Genomic DNA, 18,627 nt, shown 5'->3' on the forward strand with positions numbered 1-18,627 from the left:
AGACACACCATGACCGACAACAATTCACTCTGGGAACTCGCCACCCGGCTCCGTAGCAGACACCGCTACGTCGATCTGACCCACGCATTCCATGCGGGGCAACCGAAGTTCTCGGCACTCCCCGACGAGGACCGCACGCGCCTGTTCACCGTCACCGAGCACGGATTCACCGTCGACGAGTACCGGTTCGTCGGGCAATGGGGCACCCACGTCGATCCACCGATCCACTTCGTCAACGATGCGCGAACCCTCGACGAACTTCCCGTCAACGAGATGATCCTCCCGTTCGCCGTCCTGGATGTCACGGAACAGGTCGCCGGGAACCCGGACTACACGCCGACCGTGGACGACGTCCTCGCCTGGGAAGACCGGAACGGCCGCCTCCCCGAGGGCGGGTTCGTGGCGCTGCGGACCGGCTGGTCGAAACGTTGGCCCGACGCGGAGGCGATGTTCAACGCCGACGCTGACGGCGTGTTCCACTACCCGGCCTGGAACATCGAGGTCGTCCGCTTCCTCCTGGAGGAGCGGGGGATCACCGCCATCGGCCACGAGACCACCGATACAGATCCCGGTGTCGTGGTCAGCGGAGGAACTCTCCCGACCGAGTTGTTCCTGCTCCAGCAGGACCGCTGGCAGATCGAACTCATGGCGAACCTCGAGGAGGTTCCGGAGACCGGCGCCATCATCGTAGCTACCTGGGCGAAGCCGAAGGGCGGAACCGGGTTCCCAGCCCGGGTGTTCGCTATCCTGCCGTGACCGTGGCCGGTTTTCTCTGGACCAAAATCAGCCAGGTGACCACGAGATAGAATGCGGGAAGCAACGCGAGGAACTCCGTCAAGGGGTTCCACCCGGAGGTGGGGCCGGAGAACCCGGCTTCGAGTGCAGTGGGAGGCCAGAAGAAAAGGAGCATCCAGACACCGAGTGCGGCGGCAACGGTGCTCCGAACTTGCTCGGTACCCACTTCCGACCGGGTTCGTATCATCAACATCACCACCAGAGGCACCGCGAGAGACCACAGCGGGACCGATACCATCGGCAGTACCAGCAACGGGATGGTGAACCACACCGCCATTTTCTCGTGCTCGGATGCCGTTGAGTGGTGCAACCGGTACAGTACCCAGCCGCCGAAAGCTGCGGCGGTCAGTACCGGGGCGACCGTCGTGAAGGGGCTGGTTCCTGTGGTGGTGCGAGCGAGGAATCCCACCGGGGATGCGTTGAGCGCCGACCCCAGGGATATCCCCGTCAACGCGGGGAGGAACCCAGCAACCGGCCAGAGGATTACCATTGTCGTTGCTCCGGTCACCAGGGCTGTTACCAGTCCACGGCGGGTACCGCGTACCACTATCGCGCCGAGGGTCATTAGTGGCCACCCCGCGAGACCTATCGCGATTCCGCTCAGAAGCCCTCCCGGAAGACGATTGCTTCGTGGGGCGAACGCATCGGCTGCGAGTAGTCCCACAACCAACAGCGTCAGTGGTTGGGTGGACACCCCTAAGCGCACGGGCAGACAGAGCATGATGACGGGGGCGCTGAACGCCAGTACCCTCCAGCCGTGTCCCGGGACAACCACAACCGCGATGACCACTATGAACAGTATCGCAGCCAGTAGTGAGACCCTGGGATCGGCGTTACCTCCGGTGCCCGTGAGCATGTGGCGAATCGCCACCGCAGCCTCCTGGCTGACATCAACGGGTACGACGCCGGGTACCGTACCGCTGACCACCCCCGAGGAGATGATGATCCCCACTGCGGCAAGAATGGCTCCCGGCCAGGCCGGGAGTTTCGTGTTGACTCCACCGAGTCGCCCCGGATCGCCACCGAGGATCTCCGGTGCCGCGATCACTGCTCCGATCAGAATCAGAGTGAGTAGGACGTAGGTGTTCCCGATGAGATGAGCGCCCGGTGACCAGTCGACCTCGGCCCCTCGGTAAGGAAGCGTCCACTGCGGAGCGACAATGCAGGCTGTGGTGAACAGGGCAGTGAGCCACAGTGCCAGTGCTCCCGACCGGGTGCCCCGGAGATCGACTGCGCGGAATCCGAGTACCACCACGAGGGGTGCCAGCCACACCCAGTGGTGTGTCCACGCGACCGGGGAACATAAGAGTGCGACGGTTGCGTTCAGGAGGAGTGCCCCTGTCATCGCACCGCGGTTCACTGCTCTGATCATGGCGAAGATGACAGCAGGGAGGATGAGTCCGACAGTCATGAGCCATAGGGTTGTTTGTGTGCCCTCCGGGAGGGTCCGTGCGAGAACACCTCTGAGCGACTGGTTTCCGGTGTACGCGAGTTGTCCGATACGGTCTGGATCGGAAATGGTGTGCAGCCAGTATTCAACGGAATTGGACGGGGTGATCGTCCATGCAACCGCAGTGAATCCGATGCCGGAGAGGACACAGACACCCGCGGAACGCCAGTCTCCGCGTACGAGAAAATAGAGACCGAACACGGCGGGAGTTAACTTGATCGCCGCAGCCAGGCCGATGAGTGTTCCCCTCGGGAGTACTGTCCGGCGGCCCAGAACATCGATGATGACAGCCAACATGAGCAGGATGTTGGCCTGTGCGAAGTTGAGCGTCTCCGCCACAGGTTCCAGACGTAGAGCAATGGGAAGGAGCACCAGTGCCGTTGACCAGGTGGTTGAACGGCTCCACCCGGGTCGTGACCGTTCAAGTACCACGACTAGGCACCACCACAGCGCCACTACGCTCGTGATGTTCAGGAGTGCGGCGCCTAGGTCTCGGTCCAGGAAAGCCGTTGGGACGAACAGGATTGCCGCAAGCGGGGGGTAAGTGAAGGGCAGTTTGATTCCGCCAACCGGAAATGAGGCGGTGTAGAGGGCGATTCCATCGAGCAGCGCGCGGCCACCGTTGCGATAGACATCGAAATCTATGTGGTAGCGCAGGAGTTGTTGATTTCCGGGGTGTGAGGTATTGAACACGAACGGGAGTACCGCGATCACGGTCGCGATGAGCGCTGCGGCTCTGAGGCCTACATAGAGTGGGTCGGGAAGGCGGTCGCCGACGGTCACCGGGGCGGAAGCGGACATGATCCGGGATTCTATCTGCCCCGGGCCGTCCGTGGAATGGAGTGCCCCGTTAGGCTGGAGAGGATGACGCCATGATCCGGGCGCCACCGCCGATTTGATCGGCCTGATGACGAACAGTGAGGTTACAGAGCGTGCGCTTCTTCTATGACACCGAATTTATCGAGGACGGACGTACGATCGAACTCGTCTCCATCGGGATCGTGGGCGAGGACGGCCGTGAGTACTACGCGGTGTCCACGGAGTTTGATCCCCGGAAAGCGAATGACTGGGTGAACCGAAACGTGCTCTCGCAACTACCGAACGTCAGTTCTCCGTTATGGCGGGACCGCATGAGGATCAGGGATGAGGTGAAGGAGTTTCTGACCAATGCGCCCGGAACCCCGGAACTCTGGGCCTGGGTGGGGGCCTATGATCACGTCGTTTTGGCCCAGCTCTTCGGGGATATGCGTTCTATGCCCCGTTCGCTGCCCCGGTTCACCCACGAACTTCGCCAGTACTGGGAGGCGGCCGGTCGCCCTACTCTCCCGGATCTCCCAGAGGGAAACCATGATGCGCTCGTGGATGCCCGACATAACCTGGATAAATTTAGGTTATGTGAACGGTATCTTCCGGTTGACAGCCTGAATCGTGTCCGGTCTGCATACTGATATTATCTTTCAGCGGGTCGGTGCGGCTTTCTTTTTGGGGGTCGGGGGCCGGAGATGTACTGCGCACGTGGTATGAATGTAGCGTGAGTTGGACAGTAGACCTCCCAGTAGATGAACTTCCCGATCTTCCTCCGTTGCCCGACGGTATTCAGCAACGCTTCGATGCTGTGATAGCCAGGGACGCGAAGCAGCAACCGACCTGGGATCAGCGCCAGGCCGACAATGTTCGTAAGATCCTGGAATCCGTACCCCCGGTTGTCGTGGCGCCCGAGATTCGGAGGCTGAAGAAGCAGCTCGCCGATGTTGCGCTCGGCAAGGCGTTTCTCCTGCAGGGCGGTGACTGTGCGGAGACCTTCGAATCGAACACTGAACCGCACATCCGTGCGAACGTCAAGACGCTTCTGCAGATGGCTGTCGTTCTGACCTACGGTGCTTCAACACCGGTGGTCAAGATGGCGCGGATCGCAGGCCAGTATGCCAAGCCCCGGTCCTCGGACCTGGATGAGAACGGTCTGCCGAACTACCGCGGAGACATCGTTAACGCGGTCGAGGCAACCGCGGAAGCTCGGCGCCACGATCCGGCGAGGATGATCCGTGCTTACGCCAATGCGTCGGCGGCACTCAACCTGGTTCGTGCCCTCACGTCTTCGGGTACCGCTGATCTCCACAAGTTGCACGAGTGGAATCGCGAGTTCGTGGCAACATCATCCGCGGGTGCCCGTTATGAGCAACTCGGTCAGGAGATCGAGGCGGGCCTCAAGTTCATGGCCGCGTGCGGAGTGAACGACCAGAACCTGCATTCGGCGAACATCTACTGTTCTCATGAGGCACTCCTCGTTGACTATGAGCGTGCAATGCTGCGACTCGCGGAAGATGAGAACGGGAAGACCGAACTTTATGATCTGTCCGCACACCAGGTGTGGATCGGTGAACGTACCCGTGGGATGGAAGACTTCCACGTCAACTTCGCGGCCCTCATCGCCAACCCGGTCGGGCTGAAGATCGGTCCCGGGTGTACGCCGGAAGAAGCGGTTGCCTACGCTGAACGGATCGACCCGAACCGCGAGCCCGGACGGCTCACACTGGTGGCCAGGATGGGCCACGACAAGGTTCGGACAGTACTACCGGACATCATCCGGGCGGTTGAGGAATCCGGGCACCGTGTCATATGGCAGTGTGATCCGATGCACGGCAACACCACCACTTCGTCGAATGGCTACAAGACCCGTCACTTCGATCATGTCATCGACGAGGTGCAGGGCTTCTTCGAAGTGCACCGTGAACTGGGTACGCACCCGGGTGGCATTCACATTGAGTTGACCGGTGAAGATGTCACCGAGTGTCTCGGTGGAGCAGAGGACATCACGGACATTGACCTCCCGGGTCGTTATGAATCCGCGTGTGATCCTCGATTGAACACCCAGCAGTCCCTAGAACTGGCGTTTCTCGTCGCGGAGATGCTGCGCAACCAGTAGTTTTTCCGCTGAACGTGCATAAATGAACACCCCGCACGGGTTAATCACCGTGCGGGGTGTTCTGCTTGTTCCCCAGGCTTAGAATGCGGGAGTCTTCTTGTTGTAGGTAAGGGTAGGGAGTCATTCGTCGCGCCTCTGAGACCGCGGGACCGCGATTTCCCGGCATAGGTTGTTCTTTATCCGACTGTCCTGATCTTCACCGTCGTTTCCGGAGAAACGTCACGGTTCCCGGAAGGGGACTGGGTGACCACGCGAGCCCCGTCAGAGGTGCCATCGAGGCCCGTGTACTGTAGCCCCGCATCCTCTAGGAGCTTCCGGGCCTCATCGGTGCGCTTTCCGATGAGGAAAGGGACGTTAACCTTCTTGGCGACGAGAAGATTGACTCTGGGGTCCGAAGGATTGACTCTGGTACCGGGATCGGGGGAGACATCCATGACTGCATGAGCAGTTGCCCCGACGAGATCTGTGCGGGATACATCTCCTATCGCAAATCCGGCTTCGGAGAGTTCTCTGCGGGCATCTGGCTCGCTCATACCGATGACATCGGGAACGGTGAGTGCATTTGAAACGAGCAGTGCGACGTCGGAACCCCGTTTCAGTGTGGTCCCTGGCGCTGGTTCGGTGGTGATCGCGTTGCCTGCGTCTACGTTGGGATCAAACTCGTTGGTTGTGGCAGCTACGGTGAGCCCTGCCCTCTGCAGAGCATCCATGGCTTCGTCTTTCGACATGCCGGTGACCCTGGGAATTTTTATGGGAGCTGGTCCCTTGCTCAGATACACGGTTACTTTTCCACCGACCGGAACGACTCCGCCGGAGGGCGGTTCTGTCCTGACCACCCCGCCAGCGGCAATGTCATCGGAGTATACGGATTCACCGTCGTTCCATTCGAGGGTCCGATCGGCGAGCGCCGCCCTGAACCGGGCGGCGTCGTGGTCGGTGGGGAGGGCTGGAACTGTCGGGGCTCCCAGCGAGACGAGAACTGAAACCTGTCTGCCCCGGGGAATTCGTTCCATTCCCGGTGGGTCGGTGCCGACAACCTGAGCTAAGGGGATCGTGTCGTCGTAGACACTGCGGGAGACAGGTTCAAACCCGGCCTCGGTGACAGTCGCAGTGGCCGTCGCGGGATCCATTCCGAGAACCTGTGGTATCTCACCGTATCGACCGGATCCGAACCACCAGGCACCTACCGCGATTGCTGTCGTGCTGACTGCGACCAGTGTCAACCAGATGATCAGACCGACCTTTGATCCGCTCGTCACCGGTGGTCGGTAATGAAAGTCCAGTTCCGGTTCTGCTTCTGACTCCGGTGTCGGTGTCGTGTGGACGGAGGGGACATGTGCACCGGAGGTGACCCCGGTGGCGGGGAGAAACGTCGTCTCAATTGAACCTGGTGGTGCTGCAGAAACGGGCGGTAGCATTCGGGTCTCGTCCGCCGGTGCGTTCTGGGTAGCGATGTGGGTGGTCTCCATATCGCCGACACCATGATCGGTTCCTCGGCAATCAATCTGGTCAGGCACCGAGATGGTGCCTGTGAGCATGTCTGTGGGCATGTCGATGAAACCGGTCGCCCGATGTGCCGCCGAGTTTTTCGGTGCAGGAACTCTGAACGCCGCGAGCCCGAGTTCTGTGGACACGTCTTCGAGTGCATCAAGGAACTCACCGGCATCGGTGAACCGGTCTCCCGGGTTGCGGCTGGTCGCAGTGGCGACCAGCTCGTCGAAAAGCCGGGGTACCCCTTCGATACGGGTGCTGGGTGGCGGAACATCCGACGTCAGACGCGCGCGGGCCCTGGTGACATCATCCTCACCGTAGAAGGGGGTTTCTCCGGTGAGAAGCTCGAAGAGCACTATACCTGCGGAGTAGACGTCGCTCGGTGGTCCGATCTCGCTGTTCTCGACCTGCTCCGGAGAGAGATAGTTCGCGGTGCCGATAATTCGATCACCTGCGGCGGGGGAGGCGGCGGCCGCACGAACCAGGCCGAAGTCCGCGAGTTTCACCTGCCCGTCAGAGTTGATCAGGATGTTGTCGGGCTTGATGTCCCTGTGCACCATCCCCGCCTTATGGGCGATCGACAGTCCCGTCAGGGCGCTCCGCATGACCGCTGCCGCAGCGTGTGGTGGCATCGGCCCCCGCTCGGCCAGGAGTTCACGGAGCGTCCCCCCGGTAATGAGCTCCATGATGAGAAATACATGCCCGCCGTCCGCGCTCGTGTCGTACACATTGACGAGACACGGATCCGACAACTGGGCCATGGAGCGGGCCTCCCTGCGGAAACGGTTGCGGAAGACAGGATCCCCTGCGTAACGGTCATCCATCACCTTGGCCGCGACGCTTCGTCCGAGTCGAAGATCCACGCAGCGGTAGACAGTGGACATCCCACCGCGGGCTATCGGCGTGTCGATCCGGTACCGGTTCTCCAGAACTTCTCCGACGTCCAGGTGTGTCATGGACCCAGTATGGTCGAAGGAGGCCGAGTGTTCCAGCCGACTGATGGTCAGAACGCGTCGTATGGCGGCTGAGTAGGGTAGAACGTTACGACGCGCTACATTGATTGGTGTGAGTTTCCCAGAAGCCCGTGAAGTCCTGCCCGCCGATGAACCATTGCTGAGTATCCCCGAAGCTGCCGAGAAGATGGGGGTCGTTGTCACCCATGTTTTTGATCTTCTCGGTGAGCACAAGCTCATCGCCGTCACCGTGGACGGAACGAGGATGCTGCCCGCCGTCTTCTTCGGCGCGGACGGCCGGGTCAACCGCTTTGTTCCCGGTGTTATCGCCCTGTTGACGGACGGTGGTTACGACGACCGTGAGATTTTCGATTGGCTGTTCACCGCCGATGACTCCCTTCCAGGTCGTCCGGTGGACGGTTTGCACGGGCACCTCGCCCGAGAGGTCATGCGCCGCGCTCAGGCTGCGGGGCTCTGACAGAGGTCGGCTCAGCCCCGGACCCGGTTTCCGGTTCTGTTGATATTCGGGGCACGTCCGTGTCTGTGAGCAACCACCTGGTGAGGTACCACGCGATCACCGCCAGCGCGCCCATCCACATGAGGTTGTACATCTGGTGGTTGCCGCCGCCGGTGAACGACATCGCCACGACCACCGAACACCAGAGCGTTGCCCCGACGATGCGCCCAGACGGGGTGAAAGTACCCAGCAACACGAGCAGGCTGACGTAATACCAGGGAAGGGTAACGGCATTGAGCGTTACCACTGCTGTGTAGGCTGCCGCGATTCCCATGATGTTCCTCCGGTCACCATCTCGGAACACCCACCATGCCGTGACAAGACCACCGAGCATGCCGAGCATCCCGACCTGCCGCAGAACCGCTAGGACCGTGTTGTAGCTGACGTCGTTTCCCAGCACCCCGAGTACAGGGGTCAGCACTCCCGCAGACAAGGACGGGAGAGCGAGTGGATTGATCACCTTGGAATTTCCGGATAATTGCGCGATCCATCCCCAGCCTGCACCGGAGAGAACGGTGCATCCGGTCACCACAACAAGGGTCGTCACAACGGCCCACAACCCTGCGGCCAGGAAAGAAAACAGACTTCCGAACATTGGACTCCGGCGGATCAGATGTCGCTGCATCATCCAGACGAGGAATGGAAGAGCAATGACCGCGGTGGCCTTGAACGACACGGAAACCGCGATCAATACCAGAGCAGATGTGAAGTGTCGGTCGAGGGCGAGCAGCAGCCCCAGGGAAACCAGGCCGACCATGACGGACTCATTGTGCATGCCTCCGATGAGATGGAGCACCGTGACCGGGTTTGCGACGCCGAGCCAAAGTGCCGTCGCTCCGTCGCCACCGATTTTCGCCGCTATCCGGGGAATGCTCCAGACGATTGCACAGAAACCGGCCATGGTGATGATCTTGTAGAGCAGTACTCCGAGCGTGACGTTGTCTCCCGCGAGGGTGGTCACCCCGTTTCCCAACCAGAGGTGTAGAGGACCGTACGGTGTGGTGGTGTTCCGCCAGTCGTGGGAGACCTCAAGGAGCATGGGGCCTGGGTTGACGGCCGCCCCCTGGGAGTAAGGATCGAATCCGTCGCGGACCATCGCCCCCTGCATGAGATACGAGTAGACGTCGCGGGAGAGAATCGGAGCGGCGAACAGGAATGGCAGAGTCCACCAAGTAAGTGAACGGACCACGCCACGGCAGTCCACCATGCCCCTTAGTACGCCACGTCCCAAAAGAACCCATGCCAGACTCATCAATCCGAGCCCCAGCCACATCGCCACGGTGGATACCGCGGCACCGTGTCCATAGGAGAGGAAGGACAGGCCCAATGCGTCGAGAACACCGCCACGGTAGCGGATCGCACCGCCGCCGAATGAGGCGAGTGTGATGATGATGGCGGCCACGGCCCCCACTCGGCGGGCGTCCGGGTGACGGGTGGACAGTCCGTCGAGTAGGCGGAAGCGGAGGATGGTGTTCACGGTGTCACATTCGCCGGGTGGTGGCACGGACCGTGAGATCGTCCAGCATCGACCGGACGGACGGTGTGAGCTCGACCGCGTCCAACTTTGAGAGCCCCGACGCCGTCAGTTCTTGGATGCGGTGCTCGACCTTCTGCTCAGCGCCGGTCATACGAATCAGATCGGTCAGGTCCGCGATGTCGGACGGTGAGGTCACTGCGCCGATTCCAGCCCGCAATTTCTCTGCCTCGGCGGGAGCGTTCGCATCGAGGTGGCGCAGAGCCTCCGCCACCAGTACTGTCCGTTTTCCTTCCCGGAGATCGTCTCCGGCAGGCTTCCCGGTCACGTCAGGATCGCCGAACACCCCAAGGAGATCGTCCCGAAGCTGATATGCGATGCCGATGTCATGTCCGAAACTGCGGTAGGCGGAGACAAGCTCAGGGGACGCCCCGCCCAGCATTGCTCCGAGATGGAGAGGACGTTCGATGGTGTAAGCGGCTGACTTGTAACGATTGATCTTTTCTGCGACCTCGATCCGTTCATCACGAGAGGATTCCACGGTGATATCGAGCATCTGCCCGGCGATCACCTCGGTTCGCATCGCCCACCACGGTTCCATCGCTGCACGGAGTCTTTCCACCGGGAGGTCCGCTCCCAGAAGCATCTCATCGGACCACGCGAGTGCGAGATCCCCCAGCAGCGTAGCCGTTGACAGGCCGAAATGTGCTGGATCTCCCGCCCACCCAGCCTCGCGGTGCCGGTCCTCGACGATACGGTGGACCGTTGGTCGGCCGCGTCGAGTGTCGGAGGAATCGATGATGTCGTCATGGATCAATGCGCAGGCCTGAATCAGTTCTAGGGAACTCACGGCTTCCAGCACCGCGTCGGGATTTTCTGACGTGGATTGCGTACCCAACCAGCCCACCCAAGCGAAGAGGGGACGAATGCGTTTTCCACCCCCGAGAACGAAGTCCTCGAGCAGATCCGTCGCCTCGACGACGTGTGCGTCGATCCCGGTAACTACCTCTCTTCTCGTGGCGAAGAAAGTGGCCAGGTGGCACTGGACGAGTGCTGGGATCATGCTCAGGTCGTGGGGCTTGTCTGTGCTGGTCATGCGAGTCCTCGGGGGGTGGTTGAGGGGGGATGGTGGACCGAATTATGAACAGAGCGGTCTATTTCGGGGTAGGTTCGTTGGGCAACCGTTCCTGCCTCACCAACAAGATACCCAGAGATGTCTCCATCACATACACCTGCCGTCAACCAGACCTCGGTAACTGAAGCGATAAGCCGTCCTGCCAAGGGGCGTATCCCGTTTTCGGTCGAATTCATGCCGCCTCGCGATGATGCCGCAGAGCAGCGGATGTGGCACGCGGTCGACACCTTTGACAGTCTCGGTGCCGCTTTCGTTTCCGTGACGTACGGGGCAGGTGGGTCGACACGTTCCAGGACTAGTCGGATAGCCCGGCAGCTAGCGAGACGTCCACTCCCGACGCTTGTGCATCTGACCCTGGTCAACCACACCGTCGAGGAGCTTGAGGATATTCTGTGGACTTATGCGGGGGTCGGCCTAACAAATCTGCTCGCGCTCCGAGGAGACCCCCCGGGTGACCCGACCGGCGAATGGAAGCCAACCCCGGGAGGGCTCACCTATGCCATCGACCTCATCGAGATGACTCGTGCGCTTCCGGAAACGCGACACTTTGAGATCGGTGTCGCGTCCTTCCCGGAACTCCACTACCGGGCGACCTCGGAGGAAGCGGACACACTGCACACCTTGAATAAACTCCGTGCGGGAGCCGAGTACTCGATTACCCAGATGTTCCTCGACTGCGACCACTATCTCCGGTTGCGGGATCGACTTGCCGCGGCTGATCCGGTGCATGGCGCGAAGCCTGTCATTCCAGGGCTGATGCCGATTACCTCTCTTCGATCACTCCGTAGACAGATTGAATTGTCCAGCGCGAAATTACCGAAGAAACTGGAGCAGCAGATGGTTCGGGCGGCGGGCGGGGATGAGAACGCGAACGCAGATGCTGTCAGGGAGGTTGGGATCGAATGGACCACATGCATGGCTGAACGTCTCATCGCCGAGGGGGCGCCAGATCTTCATTTCATGACGTTGAACAATGCTCGGGCGACACAGGAGGTTCTGCATAACCTTGGGATGGCGCCTGAATGGAGTGGCAACGGGGTTATCGGGAGCTTCGTGGCGGGATGACTCTCTCCGTGTTCCGGAGGGGGAGTTCGGCCGCTAGAACGGCGAAGAGTCTGGGATCCGCGAAGAAGGTGAAGTGGCGGATGACGTCGGTGAAGCCCAGGGACCGGTAGAGGCTGAATGCGCGGTTTGCTTCATGGGGTACCTCGGGGGTGGAAAGCAAGGCCCAGGACTGGGGGGCATCCTCGAGCAGTGCGGTGAGTAGTTTTCTCCCGATACCGCGTCCCTGCATCTCCGGGAGTACGTGGAGTTCACTGACCTCGTAATAATCCGCGAGCATCTCAGGCCACCGGGGATCCACTCCTCCGGATCTGGCGAGGCCATCGGCGATCGCGCGGGTCCAGTTCTTTCCGGGCTCACCGTTCATTCCGTATGCGATTCCGGTTATCTGACCGTCGGATACCGAACAGACGGCTTTGAACCCGGGGTTGTGGACGAGACTCCGCCATTGGCGGACTCGGCCTTGTCGGGAATGTCCACCTAGGCCTTGGGCATCGAGGTCCATTGCGATCCAGTAGATGTCCACCAACTCCGGGCAGTGGTTTACGAAATCCAGGGGGGACATGGGGAGGATGGCGGTATTCACAGGCTCCATGGAACCATGTGTATCCCTGTTGACGGGAGGGACGGGGTGTGATTCCGGTCGCGGAGCAGTTGTTGGGGGTTTCCTGGTTGGGGAATCGGTGACTCATTCCTGACTGCACCCCGAGGAATATATCGAATATATGTTCTAAATTTGGTTCGGTGTGTCCCCCGGGTGTTCTACCTTGTTTGAGAAAACAGTCTCCGGGATGGGTGTGGCTGGGTTTCGATGGAAAGGAAGGTGAATGATCGTGTCCAACGTTGTTTCCGCAACCACGCGTTTCAATCAGGATGTGGGGGCCCGGACGAAGTTTCTTCGGCGTGCGGTTCTTCTCCTGTCGGAAGCTCGTTCTCAGCAGGAAAGGGGTGTGCTTGATGCGGCCGTGGAAGAGGGGTATCGGGCCGCGTTGAGAACTGCGGGTGCTCTGGTGGCGAATAGTTCCGTCTCCCGGAGGCGCCGGCTGCCGTCGAGTGCGTGGGATCAATTGTCACTGGTGGATGCTGAGTGTGCGTGTTGGGCCGCGCGTCTATCCCGGTATTCTGGTCTTCGGAATCGGGCTATGTGTGTGACCGGTTTTCTCGATGGTGCCGTGGTGGATAAGTTTCTGAATGAGGTGGGGGAGTTTATTGATGTGGCGGAGCGGCGGGAGGGGATACTGCGGTCTGCGGCCTGAGTGGCGTCTCTGTGGATGGATGGCGGTGTCCGTATCGCCTCACTGTGTTGCGGTGGAGGTGGGGTGGGAACTTTCCGGATAATCTGAGCGTTATCGTTTATGACAGCAAGACACAGAAGTATGGCGCCACGCCCCGGGAGGATCACCATGTCGCTTTCTGAGCAGGAACAGAGGATGTTCCGTGAGATCGAAGAGTCGCTGATGGCGGACCCGAAGTTCGGGTCGGGGCTCGGTGGGGTTGTGTCGAGTGGGTCGGCTTCACCTGCGGTGTCCATTAGGGGAATTGCGGTCGGTGCCGTGGGGTTGCTGCTGCTTATCGGGGGCGTGGCCTTCAGTCTCCACAGTCTCTGGTTTGTCGCGTTGAGTGTGCTCGGCTTCCTGATTATGTTCGGGGCGGGGGTGTGGATGCTGCGCGGTGGCGGGGGTCTCGATGACGGCTTCGATGATGATCTGGGCGACCTGACGTCCCGGGCGCGATTCAGTGGATTCGGGGCGCGTGACTCGTCGTCCGGTTTCGGCTCCCGAATTGAGGATCGGTTCCGCAAACGTTTCGAGGAGTGATTCAGGGCTCTATCGACCGTAGATGAGAACCCCGCCGGAGAACCTTTCCGGCGGGGTTCTCATCTGTCTGCTTGCTCGCGGGAGTGGGCCCGAAGGTGTGTACTCGCGCATCCCCACTTTCCCCCACCATTTTTCCCCACTTTGCCCCACTGTCATGGGCGAGTGTTCTTTGCATTCTTAAATCACCAGGTAGATGGGGTAATTGAGGGCTTTGGGTCCGGTGGTGTGGATGGGGTTGGAGTTGTGTGAGGTCACTTTTGGGGGAGTGTAGTAATTGTGGAGCTTCTGTGTCTCCCACTTGAAATCTTGATAAAAAATGCAGGTTAAAGCATTGATTGATGAACTGTAGGTTTGTGAATTGAGTCCTCTGGTGTTGCTGGTGGGGGAAAGTGGGGTACTGTGGTGCTCAGTGGCGGGAAGACCGGGGATACGTGTCCCGGTTGGACCGTCGGAGATGGATTCATCCTCCTGAGGACACGCGAGTGAAAGGCGGTGCCGGACATGTTTCTCGGCACCTACACCCCGAAGCTCGATGACAAGGGAAGGCTGACTCTTCCGGCGAAGTTCCGTGAGGAGCTTGCCGGTGGTCTCGTTGTTTCCATGGGGCAGGATCACTCTCTGGCGGTCTTCCCCAAAGAAGAGTTCGAGGCGCGCACCCGGCGTGCCGCCGAGATCTCACGGACCAATCCGAGGGCGCGTGCCTTCATCCGTAATCTCGCCGCGAGCGCGGTGGAGCAGCGGCCTGATGGGCACGGTCGGATCACGCTCTCTCCGGCGCATCGTGAATACGCGAGGCTCACCAAGGAGTGCGTGGTCATCGGTGCAGTCGAATCCCTCGAGATCTGGGACGCCCAGTCCTGGGATGAATATCAGAAGCAGACAGAGGAGATGTTCTCTGCTGCTGCTGATCCGGATCTCAGTGGTCTGCTCTGACCGTGACCACAACAACCGAATCGAGTGGAGTGCGTGCACGGACTCTGTCCGGAGCGTCGCTCTGGTGTACTTCCCCGACATCAGATAGATGCCCCGGACAGGGCCCTGCACTCACCCCATCGACCATATGAACAGCAACCCGGGCCCGGTGGCCTGGCCGACCGACCAGGAGGGGGCGATGATGATGACCGTCGACGGCGACCACGGACATGTTCCCGTCCTGCGTGACCGAGTCACGGAGTTGCTTCAACCTGCGGTTGAAGCCGCAGGAGACCAGGCGGTGATCATCGACGGGACACTCGGGGCCGGTGGACACACAGAGCATTTCCTCACGACTTTTCCCAATGTTCGCGTGATTGGGCTGGATCGTGACCCCATCGCGCTGGCCCGGGCGACTGAGCGGTTGGCGTCCTTCGGAGACAGGTTCCGTGGCATTCACACCCGCTTCGACCATTTCTCTTCCGCGATTTCCGATGATGGTGGTGCAGTCTGTGCTCTCGTGAGGGAGTGCGGGGTCGCTGGTGCGCTGTTTGATCTGGGCGTCTCATCCATGCAGCTCGACCAGACTGAACGTGGTTTCGCGTATTCGAAGGACGCACCATTGGACATGCGGATGGATCCGACTTCAGGGATCACCGCCGCGGACATCCTCAATACCTACGACCACGGTCAACTGGCCCATGTACTGAAGGCCTACGGGGATGAGCGTTTTGCAGGCAAGATTGCTTCAGCGGTGCTCCGTGAACGGGAGAAGGAACCGTTCACGACGTCCGGCCGACTCGTCGAGTTGCTCTATACCACGATCCCGGCGGCCGCCCGACGTACGGGAGGGCACCCCGCGAAGCGGACGTTCCAGGCACTGCGCGTCGAGGTCAATGGTGAACTTGATTCGGTGGCTGCGATGGTTCCGGCGATCACCCGGGAATTGAGGGTTGGTGGCCGTGCTGTGTTCATGGCCTACCAGTCGTTGGAGGACCGCATCGTGAAACGGGAACTCGCAAGACTGACCGTTTCCAGGACTCCACAGGGGCTACCGGTTGATCTACCGGGTACCGCCCCTGAGTTCCGCCTCGTGACACGTGGTGCAGAAAAGGCACCACAGAACGAGATTGAAGACAATCCCCGGGCTGCCCCAGTGCGGGTGCGCGCAGTGGAACGGATAGCACAGTCGAACGGAGAGACCCGATGAGCACGACAGCACGCCTCCGGGCGACCCCTGAATCAGATTTCGCCCATGTCCCTGCAACCCCCACCCGTGGCCCCTCACGGGGTCGGATGTCTACCCCAGGAGGAGATACCAGAACCCCGGTACGTGGGGGAGGTGGAGCTGACGCTACGGTGATTGATCTGCGGCCTGCTCCACGGGTCCGTCCTCAGCGTCCGAATGCGACTCCGCCGATGCCGCAGCGTCGGAGGTTCCAGTGGGCACCTGGATCCAGACAGGTGGTGTCGGTCCGAGGTCGTCGTATCGTGGCTCCGAAGGCCGATCCGGTTCGTGTCCGATTCGCGATTGTTCTCGTTGTGACGCTTCTCGCCGGGGTCATGCTGACCATTTACCTTTCCGGTCTGACCACTCAGCAGACCTTTCGGCTCCAGGAACTGTCGCGTACGGACAGTCGACTGGGAAATCAGATCGAGACACTGAACCGGGATCATCAGTCGGCGACGTCTGCCGCGGAAATCGCGCGCCGGGCGGCGGAACTCGGAATGGTCATTCCGGATCAGCCCGGTGTTCTCTCCGTCAGGTCCGATGGAGGTGTTGACGAGCTGCGTGCAGCGGAACCCGATGCCGTCCGACCGATTATCGACGTCAACGGATCCCGTGTCATTCCGGGTCCTGCCAGTAGTGATCCGGTGGAGACCGACGCTGTCGTGGACCGGGTTCAGCCGTTACCCCGCGGTGGACTCCCCGGTGCGGAGCAGATGCCTGTTCCCGTGCCATCTGAGCCCCCTGCTCCTGCACCGATTGAATCTCCCGCGGCTCCTCCGGTGTCAGGTGCCAACAGTCTGGTTCCTGCAATCGCACCATATGCGCCGAATGTCCGAACTGACCGGACGGGTGGGAGCGGACAGTGACGACACCTCCGGACCAGGGGGGCGGGAAACGTCGTTCGGCGCCCCGGACTTCCCGGTCCGGAAAGCCCGTGTCGACGGTGCCGTTCAGAAATGAAAGTGTTCCGCGGCAGGCGCAGGGGACCGATCAGATGGTGCGTCGGATGAAAATTGTCCGATCACTCGTTGTCGTGGGCGTTGTGGTACTCGCGGTTCGGCTCGCCTGTGTGCAGCTCGTCTGGGGGCCTGAACTAGCGGCTCATGCGCAGAGTCAACGTACCCGGGAGTACACCGATTTCGCGCGTCGTGGAATGGTGACCGATCGTGACGGTGCGCAACTCGCCTACACGATGCAAGCTCGTTCGTTGACGGTAGCACCGCTCGTGTTACGCCGGGAGATCACGGAACGGCATGAACTGGCGGTGAGGAGTGGTGATCCGGAATTGCTGGAGAAAAATCCGCCGTTGGATGACGTCCTAGAAGAGATGTCCGAGGTCATCCCGAAGATGGTGAAGGATGCGGGGGCCTCGGTCCAGAAGGTCAAACCCACGGAGATCCTGGAAAAGCTACGGGCGGACAACTCCTACACCGTTCTGGTCCGCAACGTTGATCCAGACGTCGCGGTGGAGATCGCCGAGCGTTTTCCCGGTGTCGCCGCGGACCGCCAGGATATCCGGCAGTATCCGAACGGTGCGATCGCGGAAAACGTGATCGGGAAGATCTCCATCGACGGTGAGGGGCAGTTTGGGTTGGAGGCTGCGTCAGATGCCGTATTGTCCGGAATCAACGGGAAATCAACCGAAGATGTGTCCACCAACGGACAGATCATTCCGGGGACCCTCCGGGATCAGGTTCCCGTGGTACACGGCTCAGATGTTCGGCTGACTCTCGATCTCAACCTGCAAACCTACGTGCAACAGGAGCTTGAACAAGCGAAAGAGAATTCCCGGGCCAAGTCTGCATCCGCGGTTGTCCTTGATGCGGAATCTGGTGAGGTACTTGCGATGGCTAACACGGATACGATCGATCCGACCGGTGACATTGAAGCACAGCTCGCCAGAGGAAAGTTCTTCGGGAATCCGGCGGTTCAGGCTCCGTTCGAGCCCGGTTCCGTGGCGAAGATCATCACCGCCGCGACCGCGATCGAGGACGGAGTCACCACACCCGATGAGGTTCTCCAGGTACCGGGGTCCATCAACATGTCCGGGGTCACCGTCAAGGATGCCTGGCCGCACGGTGTAGTCCCGTTCACCACAACCGGTGTGTTCGGAAAGTCCTCGAACGTCGGCACGTTGATGTTGGCTGATCGGGTCGGGCAGGATCGGTTCGCGGAGATGCTGGATAGGTTCGGTGTGGGCAGGTATACGGGAATCGAGCTTCCGGGTGAATCCCCTGGTCTGCTTCTCGATCGTTCCCAGTGGTCCGGTGGTACCTTCGCCAACCTTCCGATCGGACAGGGTATGTCTCTTACCCTGTTGCAGATGGCGGGGGTCTACCAGACCATCGCGAACGACGGTGAGCGGATCGAGCCACGTATCATCCGGTCCGTGACCACCGCGGACGGGGAGGTCATCGAACAGCCGGAGCCCGGGAGGGTGAGGGTCGTGAGTCCGGAGACCGCGAGGACCGTTCGGGACATGTTCCAGGCCGTTACCCAGCAGGATCCTTCGGGAGTTCAGCAGGGGACAGGGCCGCAGGCTGCGGTTGAGGGGTACCGAATTTCCGGGAAGACCGGAACCGCCCAGCAGGTCGACCCGACGTGCAACTGTTACTCCAACTCCGATTACTGGATTACTTTCGCGGGTATCGCTCCGGCGGATGCGCCCCGTTTCGTGATCGGGATCATGCTGGATGATCCGGAGCGGGGTGTGCACGGTGAAGGAGGTCAGTCCGCTGCACCGTTGTTCCACGACATCGCGGCGTGGCTGTTGAACCGGGACAATGTTCCGTTGTCGGACCCCCTGGAGGAAGACCTGATCCTCCAGGCGCAGTGAGGGCGCCGAATCGGAATCCACCCCGGAAGGC

General features: G+C 60.7%; 16 protein-coding genes. 11 read left to right on the top strand and 5 right to left on the bottom strand.

Going from position 1 to position 18,627, the window contains the following annotated elements; genetic code table 11:
* The first annotated feature begins 9 nt into the window (after window positions 1–9).
* On the top strand, window positions 10–756 hold the full coding sequence (locus tag QWU44_RS00780; RefSeq protein WP_370913815.1) for a cyclase family protein: 747 nt from the start codon (window positions 10–12) through the stop codon (window positions 754–756).
* On the opposite strand, the gene QWU44_RS00785 is transcribed toward QWU44_RS00780, so the two are convergent.
* Window positions 743–3,046 (bottom strand): glycosyltransferase 87 family protein, encoded by a 2,304-nt coding sequence (locus QWU44_RS00785; protein ID WP_370913816.1) that lies wholly within the window; start codon window positions 3,044–3,046, stop codon window positions 743–745. The two genes, QWU44_RS00780 and QWU44_RS00785, sit on opposite strands and share 14 nt — an antisense overlap.
* A 131-nt stretch (window positions 3,047–3,177) precedes the next feature.
* On the opposite strand from QWU44_RS00785, the gene QWU44_RS00790 reads away from it, so the two are divergent.
* Both QWU44_RS00790 and QWU44_RS00795 read left to right on the top strand, forming a co-directional pair.
* The gene (locus QWU44_RS00790; RefSeq protein WP_370913817.1) at window positions 3,178–3,693 is read left to right on the top strand and encodes a polyadenylate-specific 3'-exoribonuclease AS; all 516 of its coding nucleotides are present in this window, start codon (window positions 3,178–3,180) and stop codon (window positions 3,691–3,693) included.
* 83 nt (window positions 3,694–3,776) lie between these two features.
* Complete coding sequence (locus QWU44_RS00795; protein ID WP_370913818.1) at window positions 3,777–5,168, top strand: class II 3-deoxy-7-phosphoheptulonate synthase; 1,392 nt, start codon at window positions 3,777–3,779, stop codon at window positions 5,166–5,168.
* A 176-nt stretch (window positions 5,169–5,344) separates the two neighbouring features.
* Here the strand turns inward: QWU44_RS00795 and pknB are convergent, their stop codons facing one another.
* Window positions 5,345–7,615 carry a Stk1 family PASTA domain-containing Ser/Thr kinase gene (gene pknB, locus QWU44_RS00800; protein WP_370913819.1) on the bottom strand — a complete coding sequence of 757 codons (2,271 nt, stop codon included), beginning with the start codon at window positions 7,613–7,615 and terminating at the stop codon, window positions 5,345–5,347.
* Window positions 7,616–7,724: 109 nt separating this feature from the next.
* Here pknB and QWU44_RS00805 point away from each other — a divergent pair, with 109 nt between their 5' ends.
* Window positions 7,725–8,090: an Rv2175c family DNA-binding protein gene (locus tag QWU44_RS00805; protein ID WP_370913820.1), complete on the top strand. Its 366-nt coding sequence runs from the start codon at window positions 7,725–7,727 to the stop codon at window positions 8,088–8,090.
* Here the strand turns inward: QWU44_RS00805 and QWU44_RS00810 are convergent.
* Window positions 8,059–9,597 carry an alpha-(1->6)-mannopyranosyltransferase A gene (locus QWU44_RS00810; protein ID WP_370914274.1) on the bottom strand — a complete coding sequence of 513 codons (1,539 nt, stop codon included), beginning with the start codon at window positions 9,595–9,597 and terminating at the stop codon, window positions 8,059–8,061. The two genes, QWU44_RS00805 and QWU44_RS00810, sit on opposite strands and share 32 nt — an antisense overlap.
* A gap of 13 nt (window positions 9,598–9,610) precedes the next feature.
* Window positions 9,611–10,699 carry a polyprenyl synthetase family protein gene (locus tag QWU44_RS00815; protein ID WP_370913821.1) on the bottom strand — a complete coding sequence of 363 codons (1,089 nt, stop codon included), beginning with the start codon at window positions 10,697–10,699 and terminating at the stop codon, window positions 9,611–9,613.
* 117 nt (window positions 10,700–10,816) lie between these two features.
* On the opposite strand from QWU44_RS00815, the gene QWU44_RS00820 reads away from it, so the two are divergent.
* Entirely contained in the window at window positions 10,817–11,803 is a 987-nt protein-coding gene (locus QWU44_RS00820) for a methylenetetrahydrofolate reductase (protein ID WP_370913822.1), read from the top strand.
* Here QWU44_RS00820 and QWU44_RS00825 read toward each other — a convergent pair.
* On the bottom strand, window positions 11,778–12,395 hold the full coding sequence (locus QWU44_RS00825; protein ID WP_370913823.1) for a GNAT family N-acetyltransferase: 618 nt from the start codon (window positions 12,393–12,395) through the stop codon (window positions 11,778–11,780). The two genes, QWU44_RS00820 and QWU44_RS00825, sit on opposite strands and share 26 nt — an antisense overlap.
* Before the next feature lie 232 nt (window positions 12,396–12,627).
* Between QWU44_RS00825 and QWU44_RS00830 the strand changes: the two genes are divergently transcribed.
* The 6 genes from QWU44_RS00830 (at window position 12,628) to QWU44_RS00855 (ending at window position 18,596) form a co-directional block, all read left to right on the top strand.
* The gene (locus QWU44_RS00830) at window positions 12,628–13,056 is read left to right on the top strand and encodes an SAV_6107 family HEPN domain-containing protein (RefSeq protein ID WP_370913824.1); all 429 of its coding nucleotides are present in this window, start codon (window positions 12,628–12,630) and stop codon (window positions 13,054–13,056) included.
* A gap of 147 nt (window positions 13,057–13,203) precedes the next feature.
* Window positions 13,204–13,617 (top strand): DUF3040 domain-containing protein, encoded by a 414-nt coding sequence (locus QWU44_RS00835; RefSeq protein WP_370913825.1) that lies wholly within the window; start codon window positions 13,204–13,206, stop codon window positions 13,615–13,617.
* Window positions 13,618–14,118: 501 nt separating this feature from the next.
* Window positions 14,119–14,550, top strand: a complete 432-nt coding sequence (gene mraZ, locus QWU44_RS00840) for a division/cell wall cluster transcriptional repressor MraZ (protein WP_370913826.1) — start codon at window positions 14,119–14,121, stop codon at window positions 14,548–14,550.
* A 178-nt stretch (window positions 14,551–14,728) separates the two neighbouring features.
* Entirely contained in the window at window positions 14,729–15,739 is a 1,011-nt protein-coding gene (rsmH, locus tag QWU44_RS00845) for a 16S rRNA (cytosine(1402)-N(4))-methyltransferase RsmH (RefSeq protein WP_370914275.1), read from the top strand.
* On the top strand, window positions 15,736–16,626 hold the full coding sequence (locus QWU44_RS00850; RefSeq protein WP_370913827.1) for a hypothetical protein: 891 nt from the start codon (window positions 15,736–15,738) through the stop codon (window positions 16,624–16,626). The genes rsmH and QWU44_RS00850 overlap by 4 nt, the downstream gene beginning before the upstream one ends.
* A gap of 128 nt (window positions 16,627–16,754) precedes the next feature.
* Entirely contained in the window at window positions 16,755–18,596 is a 1,842-nt protein-coding gene (locus tag QWU44_RS00855) for a peptidoglycan D,D-transpeptidase FtsI family protein (protein WP_370913828.1), read from the top strand.
* Window positions 18,597–18,627 lie beyond the last annotated feature (31 nt).

It is taken from the genome of Corynebacterium sp. CCM 9203 (genome assembly GCF_041357675.1).
Classification (GTDB): Bacteria; Actinomycetota; Actinomycetes; order Mycobacteriales; family Mycobacteriaceae; genus Corynebacterium.